The organism is Rhodococcus sp. 05-2256-B1, assembly GCF_002258465.1.
In the GTDB taxonomy this organism is placed as follows: Bacteria; Actinomycetota; Actinomycetes; order Mycobacteriales; family Mycobacteriaceae; genus Rhodococcoides; species Rhodococcoides fascians.
Genome location: NZ_NOZA01000017.1, coordinates 253,118 through 266,622, shown reverse-complemented (window position 1 = coordinate 266,622; position 13,505 = coordinate 253,118). Strand labels below are relative to the sequence as shown.

The 13,505-nt window shown below is 67.1% G+C and carries 11 protein-coding genes; 4 read left to right on the top strand and 7 right to left on the bottom strand.

The features are described 5' to 3' along the window. Window positions 1-5 precede the first annotated feature (5 nt). The 4 genes from CH285_RS09505 to CH285_RS09490 all read left to right on the top strand — a co-directional run bounded on the left by CH285_RS09505 (window position 6) and on the right by CH285_RS09490 (window position 5,405). Window positions 6-1,193 carry a hypothetical protein gene (locus tag CH285_RS09505; protein WP_052069025.1) on the top strand — a complete coding sequence of 396 codons (1,188 nt, stop codon included), beginning with the start codon at window positions 6-8 and terminating at the stop codon, window positions 1,191-1,193. Next, window positions 1,190-2,839 carry an Hsp70 family protein gene (locus CH285_RS09500; protein WP_094643438.1) on the top strand — a complete coding sequence of 550 codons (1,650 nt, stop codon included), beginning with the start codon at window positions 1,190-1,192 and terminating at the stop codon, window positions 2,837-2,839. The genes CH285_RS09505 and CH285_RS09500 overlap by 4 nt, the downstream gene beginning before the upstream one ends. Window positions 2,840-2,914: 75 nt before the next feature. Continuing rightward, window positions 2,915-4,213, top strand: a complete 1,299-nt coding sequence (locus CH285_RS09495; protein WP_032371871.1) for a S1 family peptidase — start codon at window positions 2,915-2,917, stop codon at window positions 4,211-4,213. 139 nt (window positions 4,214-4,352) lie between these two features. Then, window positions 4,353-5,405, top strand: a complete 1,053-nt coding sequence (locus tag CH285_RS09490) for a S1 family peptidase (RefSeq protein ID WP_141214928.1) — start codon at window positions 4,353-4,355, stop codon at window positions 5,403-5,405. 12 nt (window positions 5,406-5,417) lie between these two features. Here the strand turns inward: CH285_RS09490 and CH285_RS09485 are convergent, their stop codons facing one another. From CH285_RS09485 to CH285_RS09460, 7 genes are all read right to left on the bottom strand, one after another. Then, window positions 5,418-6,311, bottom strand: a complete 894-nt coding sequence (locus tag CH285_RS09485; protein ID WP_176458445.1) for a glycoside hydrolase family 16 protein — start codon at window positions 6,309-6,311, stop codon at window positions 5,418-5,420. Next, on the bottom strand, window positions 6,308-6,535 hold the full coding sequence (locus CH285_RS27875) for a hypothetical protein (RefSeq protein ID WP_176457115.1): 228 nt from the start codon (window positions 6,533-6,535) through the stop codon (window positions 6,308-6,310). Before CH285_RS27875 ends, CH285_RS09485 begins: the two co-directional genes overlap by 4 nt. Beyond that, window positions 6,532-8,757 (bottom strand): serine/threonine protein kinase, encoded by a 2,226-nt coding sequence (locus CH285_RS09480; RefSeq protein WP_094643435.1) that lies wholly within the window; start codon window positions 8,755-8,757, stop codon window positions 6,532-6,534. Before CH285_RS09480 ends, CH285_RS27875 begins: the two co-directional genes overlap by 4 nt. After that, window positions 8,754-9,908 (bottom strand): glycosyltransferase family 2 protein, encoded by a 1,155-nt coding sequence (locus tag CH285_RS09475; protein ID WP_176458444.1) that lies wholly within the window; start codon window positions 9,906-9,908, stop codon window positions 8,754-8,756. Before CH285_RS09475 ends, CH285_RS09480 begins: the two co-directional genes overlap by 4 nt. 99 nt (window positions 9,909-10,007) lie before the next feature. After that, window positions 10,008-11,192 carry a glycosyltransferase family 4 protein gene (locus CH285_RS09470; protein WP_094643433.1) on the bottom strand — a complete coding sequence of 395 codons (1,185 nt, stop codon included), beginning with the start codon at window positions 11,190-11,192 and terminating at the stop codon, window positions 10,008-10,010. 198 nt (window positions 11,193-11,390) lie between these two features. After that, the gene (locus CH285_RS09465) at window positions 11,391-12,425 is read right to left on the bottom strand and encodes a GNAT family N-acetyltransferase (RefSeq protein WP_032371868.1); all 1,035 of its coding nucleotides are present in this window, start codon (window positions 12,423-12,425) and stop codon (window positions 11,391-11,393) included. A gap of 418 nt (window positions 12,426-12,843) precedes the next feature. Continuing rightward, complete coding sequence (locus tag CH285_RS09460) at window positions 12,844-13,500, bottom strand: hypothetical protein (protein WP_032375162.1); 657 nt, start codon at window positions 13,498-13,500, stop codon at window positions 12,844-12,846. Between the last annotated feature and the right edge of the window lie 5 nt (window positions 13,501-13,505).

The following is a 13,505-nucleotide window of genomic DNA, read 5'->3' as shown; positions in this document are numbered from 1 at the left end:
CCCGCATGACCGAGCAGCCCGGCGGGGCGAGTATCGGCGCACCGGACGTCGGCCTCTATCTGGACGACGAACAGGCCGTTGCGGCCGTGTCGCACCCCATCGCGCCCGGCCCCTCCCTGCATCTGGCGTCCCTGCACTCGACCGTGCTCAACACTCACCCCGACGGCACCGTCTCACTCGGTGACGCCACCGCCAATGACTCCGAGGCGTACACGCACTTCCTCGACGCGCTCGGTGGCGGTGTCACCGGGAGCCGGGGCACCGTCTTCCCCGCCGAACAGCTGACGTCGATGGCGCTGCTCTGCCTGCTCACCGAGGTGGCGTCGTCGATCGATCTGCGCCCCGGCGATCTCGCTGCGGCCGCCACCTACCCGGCCCGCTGGACCGCCGAGCAGGTGTTCGCCCTGCGTGCGGCCATGAACGGGCACGGGTTGGCGCACGTTGCGCTCGTATCGGAAGAGGAGGCGCTGGCCGCCTGGAACTCGTCGATGCGAGCAACCATGGAGAAGAAGGACACTGCCGTCGCCGCGGCTCGTGGTGCAGCGCTTCTGGCTGCCCGGTACCCGGTCGACGCCGTCACCGAACGCCTCGCCGTCACCGAACGCCTCGCCGTCGTCGGCGCACCGACCCGCGCCGACCGTCGTCCCCTGTTCACCGCCCCACTGTTCGCCGCCGCGGCGTTCGCAGCGGCGCTGACGGTCGGTGCCGGTGTGATCGCATTGCAGCTCGGCACATCCTCCGAGACTCCGGTGCCCACCATCGAGAACGCTCAGGTGGCGCCCCCGACGACGACGTCGGGAATCCGGCCGGGTGGGCCGATCGACTTCCCCACCGCCGTCGTCGAACCGGCAGCCGAACTCGTCCCCGCCGTCTCGCCCGCACCGATCATCACGCCGGAGACCACGACCACGGCTACGGATCCGACCCGAGAGCGACGCTCCGAACGCGACGCGGCCGAGGTCGACACGCGACCCGCCGTCGACCTTCCGGAGGCCACCGAGACCGAGGACCCCACCACGACACCGCCGACCGACGACGAACCGGTCGGACCCGAGCTGCCCGACGACGACACCGCCGAGGACCCGCCGAAGCCCACCCCCGACGAGAACGCCGACGACAACACCCAGGCTGGACGTCTCGCTCCGCCCCAGGACCGAGCTCCGGCCGGAGCCACGACGGGCGGCACTCCATGAGCGGTGCCGGGCATCTCGGAATCACGATCGGCAACACCAGGTCCGTTGCGGTGTATCGCGACTCGACCGCGTTCGAACCCACCGTCGTCGTACTGCCGACGACACTGAGGTTCGACGACGACGGCCGCGCCCATCTCGGAGAGTCCGTCGACACCGCGCCGTTCACTCGCTTCGTCGATCTGGTCGGCAAGCAAGAAGATCTCGAACCCGATGCCGACGCGTATCGCGCCGAGGATCTGATGGCCAACGCCGCCAACTGCCTCGTGAGCATGTTCTCCGAGACGTCCGAATCAGCGTCCACGCCCGTCACGACGATGACGTACCCGACGCGATGGCCACGCGAGAACATCGCTCTGCTGCGCGACGCCCTCGATCACACCGGTCTCACCGACGTCGCACTGGTTCCCGAGGCCAAGGCCGCGAGCGCGTTCGCTCAGCCGAGCCCGGGGGCTGCCGTCACGGTCATCGACATCGGGGCCACCGGCACCGACATCTCGACGTATCCGGGCGGCGGCACCGAGCGCACCACCGCTGTCGGCGGCGACGTGTTCACCGATGCCCTGTTCGATCACGTGGTGACCGATCGCGAACACCTCGACCTGTCCGACGCCGCAGTTCTGGCTTCTCTCACCGGTGTCGTCGCGTCCTGCGAGCAGGCGAAACACACGTTGAGCAACGCGGACGTGGCCACGATCGCGGTGGAGCTGCCCGGCGTCTCGGATACGACGACGGTCACCCGCGCCGAGTTCGCAGACCTGATCGCGCCGACGTTGGGCTTGCTCGACGTGCCGTCGACCGGCACGGTCGTGCTCACCGGCGGCAGTGCTGCCCTACCTTCGGTGGTCGCCGACATCGGCGAGCGCACCGCAGGCGCGCTGCTCGTCGAGCCGCTCGCTGCGGCTCGCGGCGCACTGAACATCGCCGAGATCGAGGACGTCGACGGCAACTCGTTGGTGACCGGCGCAGCGCCGGTGGTCACTCGCAACGACGGCACGGACTCGCTCGATACCGACGCGATCCCGGTGGTCGCTCCGCCGCCGCCCCTCGCGTTCTCCGAGGCGATACCGGCGGTGGCACCGGTGTTCGGCCCGTCCCAGCTGCGCTCGGAGCCCATCGTTCCGGCCGGAGATCCCGACGGTTCCGACACGGCGACCCAGCAGTACGCCGCAACCGCGTTCGCCGGTGCGGCGACCGAGAACAAGAAGGAACGCAGCGAGCGCTCGCGTACCGTCACCACGATCATCGCCGGTGCCGGTGCGGGCGTGGTCATCGTTCTCGTCATCGCAGCCCTGAGTGGGGTGTTCAGCAGCGGACCCGCCACGACACCGCCCACCGTCACCGACGCGGGATCACCGGTCACCACCTCCGCGCGGGTGCCCTCGACCGCACCGACCACGACGACCGTGCCCGCGGCTGCTCCCGAGGTGGTGCAAGAGCCGACGGCCGAGGAGTACACCCCGCCCCAACCGGCTCCCCTGCCTGCGCCGCCGCCTGCTCCGGAACCGACACCGGCACCGCCTCCGGTGGTCACGACACCGCCCGTCGCGGTGACCACCCCTCCGGAAACCACGACGCCGGCGGAAACGACGACTTCCGCCACGACAACGACCACGACGACCACCACAACGACCGCTGAAGTTCCCTGACCAGGGCGAACAATGGTTCGGTGGCGCATGCCCTAGGGTGGGGCGCTGATGCCAAGCACCCGATGAAGGGATTTCATGCGTAACACCGGGGCTCTGCGTACTGCAGTGCTGTGCTCGACGGCTTTCGTACTTCTTGCTTCGTTCTCCGGAACAGCGGCGGCCGAACCTGTGGTTCAGTCGCCCGCCGATCAGCTTCCGCGAGAGCTCGTCGAAGCCGTGCAGCGAGATCTGAAGATCTCCCCGCAGGAGTACCTCGATCGTGCCGCACGTGCGCAGGAGCTGTCGGCCTACGCGTCGGATTTCCGGGCGAGCCGACCCGCCGATTTCGCCGGTGCCTGGATCGGGCCCGACGGTAATGCCGTCGTCGCCGTCACCTCTCCCGCAGCCGCGCAGGCCGTCGCCAAGGACGGCTACGCCACCGCGCAGTCGCCGGTGTCCGCGGACGGGCTGGAGAAGTCGCTCGCAGATCTGAACACGTGGATCGCCGGCCTCCCTCGTGAGATCTCGGAGCAGATCAACGGCACAGCCATCGACTTCATCGACAACCAGATCGTGCTGAATGTGGCGAACAGTCCGATCGGCAAGGCCCTGAACCTGCCGACCCTGCTGGCCAACATCAAGGTGATGCTCTCCCCCGGTGGCAACAAGCCCGCCGACCCGGCACCGATGGGCGGCGACACGTACGTCACCACCGCCGGGCCGATCGCCGACGCACCGCCGACCGAGATCAGCATCTGCTCGTTCGGCTTCAATGCCGTCGACGCCGACGGCAGCGCCGTCAATCTGACTGCGGGACACTGCAATCCGAACAAGGCCACGGGCGCCGGCGGAGCACCGGTGTACCTGCCCGATCCGGCCGACATTGCGCGCAGCTCCCAGATCGGCTCGTTCGACCGCTCGAGCCTGGGAGCGCCGGACGGCCTCGACTGGTCGGTCATCGGCCTCGACGCCGCCGGACAGAAGGCCGGGCTGGACCGCCCCACCGTTCGCGGGGCCAACGGCAGCACCGTCACCGTCACCGGAACGGCATCCCCCGTCATCGGCGCACCCGTCTGCAAATCCGGGCAGTCGTCGTCGTTCACGTGTGGAGTGGTGGCTGCCGACCGCGTCGAGACGCAACTCTTCATGGAAGACGGCACGTCGCGCACCGTGCGCGGCTTCGCCAGCACCGCATGCACATTGGCCGGAGACAGCGGCGGGGCCATCGTCACCGGCACGCTGGCACTCGGCATCACCAGCGGATCCAACAGCGGCGGAGCACCCGACTGCACCGAGGCGAACCTCGCGCTGGCGCAGTTCGGCGGCACCGCCAGCCTGGGCATTCCCATCGATCAGGTCACGAGCGCGACCGGAGCTACAGTCCGAACCGGGTAAACCGTTACGCCCGAGGCCTCCGACCCCCTATAGTTCGTGTGCGAAGTGAACGGCATCACATCGTTCGATGCCCGGGGGGAAGGTCGTTATGCGTCGCCGTGCGTGTGCACTATCGGTCACTGCTGTCTCGTTGCTCTTCATGACGGTGGTATCCACACCCACTGCCGTTGCGGCACCGCCCGAACCGGCGTCACTGGCCGACGCTGTGGCACGCGATCTCGGGCTCAGCCCTCAGCAGTTTCTCGACCGCGCCGACACAGCGCGCCGCTTGGCCGAGTTCACAGCTGCCGTCGGCCCGGCGGTCCGTGGCCATCTCGACGCGGCCGGGCTGCCGGTCGTCGCGGTCGCCGACGGACCGTCCCACGCGGATGTGATCGACGCGGCGACGGCCGCCGGATTCGTGATCGCCCCGGCTGCATTCGACATCCCGGCCCCCGTCCTCGATGCCTTCGGTCCGCTCCTCGACCGGGTGCCGTTCGATCCCTCGCTCACCGCAGGGCCCATTCGTGCCAGTTCGTATCTCGGCGGCGACAGCTTTCTCGCCGGCACCCCGGCCGGGGCCGGTCTGCGTTGCTCACTGGGCTTCAATGCAGTCGATCCGACGCGTGGTGCCGTCAACATCACTGCAGGACACTGTGATCCGGGCGAGTCGAGCACCGGTTCCGCCGTCACGACGGGCGCATACCCCATGTACGGCAGCCTCGTCGGCTCCAAGTTCGGCTCGTTCTATCGAACCAGCCGGGCGCACAACGACTATGCGCTCATCGACATCGACGACGGCAACACCGGGGAATTCGAGAGCAACGCGATGCGAGTTCCCGGGTCCGGCCCATTGTTGATCACCGGCACGGTGGATCCGGTCGTCGGCGCGCCGGTCTGCAAATCCGGAGCCACCACCGGATTCAGTTGCGGCACAATCCTGTCGACGGGCCAGCACGTCACCATGGGCGGCAACGTCCTGGACCGCAGCTTCTCCACGTCGATCTGCGCGCTGCGCGGCGACAGCGGTGGCCCCATCGTCAGTGGCACGCTCGCCGTGGGCATCGCGAACGCGTCGAACGTGGGCGATCAACCCTCGTGCGAGATCGCGACCGTCGTCAGCATGCTGCAGGGTCAGCGCCCGGAACTGTTCGCGACGCCGATCAACGACATTCTCACCGAGAACCCGGGCCTGACGGTTCGTACGTCGTAGGTCTGCTCCGGGTCAGTTCTGTTGTTCCAGCAGAACCGATCCCGACGCCGTGTCCTCCACGGCGGACGGTGTCCCGTCCGATTCATACACCGACACCCAGTCCACATCCACGTTCGCGACGTCGGGTGTTCCCGCCCGGCCGCATTCTCCGACACCCCAGGATTCGAGCTTGGTGCAGGCGCCCGCCTGGGCCTGGATGCCCAACCACATCGGCTTGTCCGGGATGGATGCTCCCAGTGGTGTTCGCGCCCAGACCTTTCCGTTGACCAGATACCTGATCTGCTCGGGGTCCCATTCCACTCCGACGGTCTGCCAGTCGTTGGTGTCCAACTGCAGATTCGCCTGTGAGAAGTGACGGTCTCCTTCTGCACCGCTCCAGTGCAGGAACGACGATATCGTCTGTCTGGTCCCGTCGGCGCTCTCGGCGATGTCGATCTCCGGCGGCCACACCTCGTCGGCGGGCCACAGCAGAATGTGGTAGCTGATCTCGTCGGAGCGGTCCGCACGCAGCCGTACGTCCCACTTGCCGTACCTCTGCGACACAGGCGAATTCGAGACGCCGCCGGTCACCCAGCGGCCGTCCTTCTGCTCGGCGCGCAGCCGCAGTGCGCCACCGGTGACCGAGGCCTGTTCGTACTCCCACCAACTGGCCGGGTCGCCTCCGGGTTGGCCGTAGTACGCACCCCAGTCGTCACCGAGATCGCACCGGTCGAAATCGTCGACGAAGGTCTGCCGCCACCCCGGTAGGTCCTCCCGGGGCACAGCTTCACCCGACATGACGTCGTCCGCCATGGGGTCGCACCGTTCGCTGCTGACCAACTCGGGTTGGGGTCCGGTCGACTGCGCACAGGACACCGTCGTCGCCACGACCAGCAGGGCCACCGACAGGCCGCGAAAGATTCTCACTCCCAGATCGCGATCTGTTGGAACCGCACGATCACGACGACTGCGGCCAGGAGCAACAGCACGATCAGTGTCGCGGAGAGCACCACTGCGCGGTTGATGCGTCCGCTGCCGCCGCGCCCGATCGCACCGTCGGAGGGCACCTCGCGTTCGCGTAGTACCGACGCGACGATCAGCGCCGCGAACAGGGCACCGAATGCGAGGAAGCCGAGCCACAGATCGGTCATTTGAGCACCACCGGTGGGGTGGACGCATTCTGCAGAATGGTCAGGTCGGCGGTTTCGACAACCACGCGATACTCGTCGGATCCGACCAACATGCCCAGCTGTTGGTCGACGACCGATTGCGAATATCCGTACTGCAGGTAGATCTGCGCCGACGATTGTCGAGTGGTGAACACGAAGTCGGGGTTCTCCTTTCGAACGCACCCGCTGAGATCGTCGAGGCACTCGAACGATTCCATGGTCGCCACTCTGACGTCGTCGAAGTAGCGTGCGGACACCAGCCCGGCCGCCGTTCCGATGACCATGATTTCCGAGCCCTGCGGAACCGACCGCATCAATGCGTCTCCGTATCGGATCTGATCCTCGTCGGTATGCTCGAACGAGGTGTTCAACCCGCGAGTTGCCGTCAGTATCAAGGCAATTCCGAGGATTGCCGCGGTCGCGGCGACGGTGCGCGACCAGTGCCGCGGCTGGGCCGATCGACCCGTGAACCGTCGAATGATCGCGAAGGTGCGCACCAACGCGTCCGCGGCGTAGGGCGCGATGAACGGCGACGCCAGCACGAAGCACCGGATCACCACCTCACCGCCGTAGCTCTGCACCAATACCAAACCGAAGGGCACCATGCAGAGCAAGCCGCCGATGAGCCACGTCTTGCGTCGGCGGTAGGTCAGCCAACCGGCGAACGCGAACATCAACAGCGCGCCCGACGCCGCCAACCGCAGATACTGCATCTTCTGATACAGAGGATCGGCACCGATCCGGTCGCTGACGCCGCCCTGCACCGCGCCTGACACCTGGCCCACATCGCCGAGCACGTACGCGAGGTGGCCCTTCCAGTAGTCGACGGCTCCGTAACTGAACCAGGCCACGAACAGCGCGACCGCGAACAGCCACAGCAGTCGGTACCGCGTGGTTCCGGTGAGCGAGAACAGGAACAGAGCCGCGATCAACACGATGGGCGTCAGCTGGTGAGTGATGACGATCGCCGCGATCATGACGATGATCAGCGCCTCGATCGCGAGGGTGCGGCCGGCACCGACACCGGGGACCGTGCCCAGAGTTCGCCGCGGCACCGTGACGATCCACCGACGCCACGACCGCGGGGCCGACGGCAGGGGCGCACTGCGCAACTGCCACAGCAGCAAGGCGCAGATGGTCAGGTACAGCATGGTCGCCGTCGGCTGCGGCGCGAAGTAGTCCTGCTGGTACCAGTTGAACGACAGGTAGAGGATCACCGCGATCCACGCCACGCGCCTGCGCCCGGTCAGCGACAGCGCGATCGAGTACAGCGGCAACATGGTCACGCCGCCGTAGAAGAGCGGAGCCCATAGCAGCATCGGGGACAGGTCCGACAGCGCGCCGGCACCCGACATGTGAGCTCCGGCAGAGAAGAACCCGGCCCAACTGAATCGCGCGTCCGACGGCGGTGGCAGACCCTGCAGTGACGCGATGATGTCGATCAGCCCGCGATGGGTGTACGCCGTCGGGATCGACGTGACGCCGTCGGCCAACGACACGTACATCGTGGTGAACATGATCAGAGCGAGACCGGCCGCGCCGAGTACCACCGGGTCGAGTCGGGCCCGCGACAGCGCCACGGCGATCACGGCCGCCACGATCGCCAGCGCGACGAGGTAGCTGAAGCCGATGTGGGTGATGACGCCCAACGCCCCGGACGCCTGCGGCCTGAGCACCTTCGTGGCGTGAGCGAACAGCACGACGGCGACGGCCACCGCGCCGAGCAGTGCGTACCGGGTCACCACCGCAGTCCGGTCCGGGCGCGGTCGGGGCACCGCAGGCACCAACGTTCGCGACGCCCACAGAATGAGCGCGGCGGACACCGCACAGATGTAGAGCTGCACCGTCACCGGACGCAGATTCCCGGTGACGACCTCGGCCTGCGCGATGATCAGCATCGTCGCGAACGAGATCGAGACCGTCACCGAACCGACCAGTGCCGGCTGTCGGAGGCGCAGCAGCACCGCGATGGGTGCCCCGGGCAACAGCGTCACGGCGGCGACGACCACGGCGACCCGGAGCCCGTTGGGTACCGCACCCGCGTGATCGGATCCGGCGAGGATGGCCAGCGCCGTCGACGCGATGGCGACCGCTGCGGCAGCGAACAGCAGCGCCTGCGCCCCGCGGTAGCTCGAGTCGGGTCGCGTCGGATCGGCTCGACCTACCGCGTCCTCGGGTGCGTCGGTGGTGTCGGTGATCGTCACGAATTGATCCCGGTGCCGCGAACCGTGATGGCCTTGACGTACAGGAACGGCCCGCACAGGTAGCCGTAGAGCTCGGTGAGCTTGAGGTCGCGAGGCATCGGCGGAGCCCCGTCCGCGAAGCGGTTCTCCTCGGGTGCGAGAAGCATGCGGGATGCGGTCGGGAGCCGGCCGAGCAGTGCGCGGGCCGGAGCTCCGCCGTCGAGGAAGAGTTTGGTGACGATGGCGGCCATTCCGCTTCCGTACCCGAACATCTGCTCGCGCAACGCTTCGTGATCGGCTCGATGATGATGGCCGACGACGGCCGTCGGGTCGTAGACGATCGTTCCCCCGCGCAGCACTGCACGCCGGAAGAGCTCGAGGTCCTCACCGCCTTTGGTGGGCGTGCCCGGTCCGATCCTCTCGTCGAATCCTGCGAGCGAGTCGAAGGCGCTCTTTCGGAACGACATGTTGTTGCCGCTGCCCATCTCCCCGGCCGTATAGGGGAACAGCGCTGCGGTGCCGCGTGCACCCAGTTCTTCGTCGATCGATCCGGTCGGCGCGAGGGTCCAGACCGTGCGCGTCGATCCCTTCTCGAACAGCCCCGATTCCTCGAACCACCGCTGCTGATCGGTCTCGACCGCCAGTCCGACGACCCGTCCGGTCACCCCGGCCACGACACCGTCTCGGTCTGCCGCGTACACCTGCGCCACGGCGGCGAGCCACTGCGAATCCGGTTCGGCGTCGTCGTCGGTGAAGGCGATCACGCGGCCCGACGCGTGCCGGGCACCTGTGTTTCTGGCTCGCGAGACCCCGCGGCGCGGCTCACGGACGACGATGCAGCGGGGATCGTCGATCGACCTCAACGCGTCGTCCACCCGTCCCGACGTGGGTGCGTTGTCCACCACCACGATCTCCACGGCCGGGTAGGACTGCGCGAGCACGGCCTCGACCGTGCCCGACAGCGACGGTCTGCCCACGGTTCCCACGACGACGGTGATGAGGTCGCCGTCGACGAACCGCTCTGCTGCGCGCAGGGGTTCCGGCGACCGTCTGGGTGCGAGGACCCAGCCGGCCCCGGCCAGGGTCGCGGTCGCAGTCGCGGCAAGAACGGCAACGCCGACCCGCTGCGGGGTGCGGCGGCGCGGGACGCCGGGGGCCATGTGGTCGAGCATCAAGAACTCCGATTCGGTACGAGCGTGTGCGTGCGGATGCCCCGACATCCGCACGGCTGGGTTGCGTCGTCGGCTCCGCTGCAGAGCCGATGCGTCACGTCATGTGATGCGCTTCTTCCCGATTGCTGAACTGTAGATGTCGGCGAAACGCTTCGCGCGATGTCGGGAATCGAACTGTCCGACGGCTTGCCCTCGCGCGGCCTCGGCGAGGGTGGCGGCCAGGCCGCGATCGGTCAGCATCCTGCACAACTGCGTGGCCAGCGAGTCGACGTCGCCGGTTCGGGCAACGAGGCCGGTGCGCTCGTGCGAGACGAAATCGACCAGGCCCCCGGTGTCGCTCACCACGACCGGCACCGCACAGGCCTGTGCCTCGAGGGCGATGAGCCCGAAGGGCTCGTCCTGTGACGGGCAGGCCAACACATCCACGGCACGCAACGTCGACGCCACCGCGTCTGTGCGGCCCAGAAAACGATGCGCGCCGGGCAGCAACCGTTCCGCGGCCTGCTGCAACTCGACGAGGTAGCCACCGTCGTCCTCGCTGGGCGCGCCGACGATCGCCAGATGCGCGTCGACTCCGGACCGACGCACCCGCGCCACGGCGTCGATCAGTACGTCGAGCTTCTTCTCGCGATCGATCCGGCCGACGGCTGCGATCAGTGGAGCATCGGGGTCGGCGGTCATGTCGGCCCGCAGAGCCGGGTCACCGGCACCCGGCGCGAAGGCCGTGGTGTCGATTCCCTGGTGCACCACGCTCACCCGTCCACGCGCACGCGTCGGGAGTTGCTGTGCTGCAGCTGTGCTGACGGCCACCGTGTGGGTTGCCGTCGTCGCGATCGCGGCGAGCAGTGTGCGCCCCGGTCCGGCGGGGACGATGTCGTGAAATTCGACGACGACCGGGGTGCGTGCGAGTCGGGACGCGAGCACCGCGTCGGGATGCAGCAGCAGATGGTTGGAATGTACGACGTCGAAGTCGCGGGCAGCTCGCCGAAGTATCGACACCGTGCGTGCGCTTTTCGGCACCTGCGCCGCGAGCCCGCCGATGGGATGCAGAGAATTCTCGCCCTGACGATGGATTCCGATGCGTTGCGGCAGGTCCAGCGGCAAGAACGGCAGGCCGGCTGCTCGCCACCACTGGTCGGTGTCGCTGCCACCGGGCGCACCCAGAGTGACGGTCACGCCCAGGGGCCGCAATGCCAGCGCCACGTTTCGCAGACTGTGATCGGTTCCGCCCACCGATGTCGACAGCGAGACCGCGAGTACCTGCACTTCGCTGACTCCGTCCACGACTCCGGTTTCCTGTCCAATAGTTTGTTTGGCTCCATTACATCGTACTCAGGGTCGGATCAAAGCTGCGCTTCGTCCACAGTCAGTGCACAACTTCCCGAACAGGTCGCAAAACCCGAATCGACAGAGAGCACCGCTGACATGGCTTCTGCAACAGATGCGTGGTGGAACGCGCGCAGTCCGAGGGTCGGGCTGCGGTCAGCGCAGTGCGGGCCGCGTTCTTCTGATCCGCCGGGCATGCGCAACCGCAGGCGAAAGTTCCCACGCCATCAGGGTGTCGATCATCACTTTCGCGAGCAGCCCCGACTTCGGAGATGCTGCGATCGCGTGGACACCGTAGTCGGCGTTGGTCCAGGACTTCTTGATCTCGTTCACGCCGAGGCCCTGATCGAGCACGGTGACCCCCAGATCGTCGTGCGCCTCGACGAACCACTCGATCATTTGGTGGCCGGGTTCGAATCTGCGCACTCTCCGATCGTGATGCGTCAACCACGCCTCGATCCGGTCGCCCGTGCGTATCCCGATATCGTGCGCCATCCAACGCCCGCCGACGGTGAGGCCGGCGATGATCAGGCGCCCCGCGGCGGCCTCGGCTCGCAGGAACTCCATGGCCATGCCATTTCGCAGGAAGTTGACGTAACGCGACCGCTCGGTGGCCGCTGCGGCGAGGGTGGAGATGTCGTTCCACCGCTGGTCGAGGTGTTCGACGTCCTCGATCACTTCGATGCACATCGGAGTCCCCGATCGTGAAAGCTGGTTACGGTACTGCCGTAGTCGCTTCAGGGTCTTCGTGCTGCGCAGATCCCGGGGCGAGACGCCCTCGGGTACCTGAATCAACGGCACCCGTTCGCGGCTGACGACCCGAGCCGAGAACGCCGGGTGACGGCGAAGTGAGCGTAGATTCCGATCGTCGACCATCGAATCGGCGAACACGAGTGCGTCGAGTCCGGCGATCGCATCCCACAGTTCCACCGACGCATCGTCGTCCACGGCGAGCAGTTCGGTCGGCACTCCCTGCCCCACGCCGAGAGGCCTGGCGATTTTCACCGGACCGAGACTGGTCACGCACAGCGGCGCGAACGCCACGAGGTCGCCGCCGCGTCGCACCTCGACGAACCGAAGCGTCCCATTCGAGTTGCACGGAGCATTCAAACCGAAGCTGGGGCGCGAAGAGAACACCGTCCCCACCTGGCCGGCCAGCGCGCTCCACTCCGAGTGCAAACGGGCACTCATCACATCCGGGCACCTCGAATCAGCGGTGCTGTGCGTGCGCATGGTGTCAACAGTACCAAGAGTTGGTAAAGAAGGGCTAACCATTCTCCCGGTCCAGATACCACCGATGAAACATTTGTCTGGCAACAGAGTGATCACTGCGGCGGACAAGCTCGTGCCGACACGACTCAGGCCCGCCACTCTCACCTGACACAGGTGACCTGCCTGCGATTGTGCCGACAATCTCCCCAACGGTGGTGCCGGTGACGAGCCGCCGATGCGGTACCGAACGCTGTCGCGATACCGGGCTGCACATTACTGCCACGCCGCGAGGTTCTCTTCAGACGAGGTCACCGCCGTAGCTCCGAGACTGCCTGCGAATACAAAAAAACCCACGACCTCGCTGAGATCGTGGGTTCTTTCGAAGAATGCGCTGTGACTACTTGGCCCAGGCCGAAGTTCCGGGGGCCGCATTCAGAGTGTTGAGAAGGTCGATACCGGCAACGACCAGGGTCGGGCCACCTGCGATGACGGTACCGACGATCCCGCCGACGGTCGCGCCCAGCGGAACCGAAGCGAAGCCAACCGGTCCACCCAGGAAGCCGAGTCCACCGGCGAGGGCACCGATAGCGGTTCCTGTGAATCCGCCGATCGCGGTGGCAATTCCGAGCTGCGACGAGAAGTTCTGCTGCGCCTTGAGGTTTTCCTCGGGCGAGGCAACCGTCGTCGCGCCGATGCTGCGCGAGTTGGCCGAGGCCTTCGTCAGGTCGAGCTGCGGCACCAGACGCAGGGTCTTGCCGTTGTCGTCGACGTTCTGCTCGTACGGGAAGTTCAGTCCGCCGAGGTTGAACGACAGCGGGAGGGTGACGAGTGTGTTGTCGGCGGCGTCGAGCACGTCGACGGTCTTGCCGTCGTCGGCAACCTTGAAGACGCCCGCATCAATGGTGGTGACGATGGTGCGGTCTTCGAGCTCGACGGAGTAGTTCGTGTCGGGGGTCGTGGCGCTGGTGTCGGGCTGCGCGTAGGCGGTTCCGCTGGCCAGACCCGTAGCAACTGCTACGAGAGCCGAGGTGACGACCAGTTTGCTGAGTTTCATGTGGT

Excerpts from the sequence above, each read along its gene's own strand:
- CH285_RS09505 (WP_052069025.1), top strand. The coding sequence starts at position 6 with ATGACCGAGCAGCCCGGCGGGGCGAGTATCGGCGCACCGGACGTCGGC.
- CH285_RS09500 (WP_094643438.1), top strand. The coding sequence starts at position 1,190 with ATGAGCGGTGCCGGGCATCTCGGAATCACGATCGGCAACACCAGGTCC.
- CH285_RS09495 (WP_032371871.1), top strand. The coding sequence starts at position 2,915 with ATGCGTAACACCGGGGCTCTGCGTACTGCAGTGCTGTGCTCGACGGCT.
- CH285_RS09490 (WP_141214928.1), top strand. The coding sequence starts at position 4,353 with ATGACGGTGGTATCCACACCCACTGCCGTTGCGGCACCGCCCGAACCG.
- CH285_RS27875 (WP_176457115.1), bottom strand. The coding sequence starts at position 6,535 with ATGACCGATCTGTGGCTCGGCTTCCTCGCATTCGGTGCCCTGTTCGCG.
- CH285_RS09475 (WP_176458444.1), bottom strand. The coding sequence starts at position 9,908 with ATGCTCGACCACATGGCCCCCGGCGTCCCGCGCCGCCGCACCCCGCAG.
- CH285_RS09465 (WP_032371868.1), bottom strand. The coding sequence starts at position 12,425 with ATGAGTGCCCGTTTGCACTCGGAGTGGAGCGCGCTGGCCGGCCAGGTG.
- CH285_RS09460 (WP_032375162.1), bottom strand. The coding sequence starts at position 13,500 with ATGAAACTCAGCAAACTGGTCGTCACCTCGGCTCTCGTAGCAGTTGCT.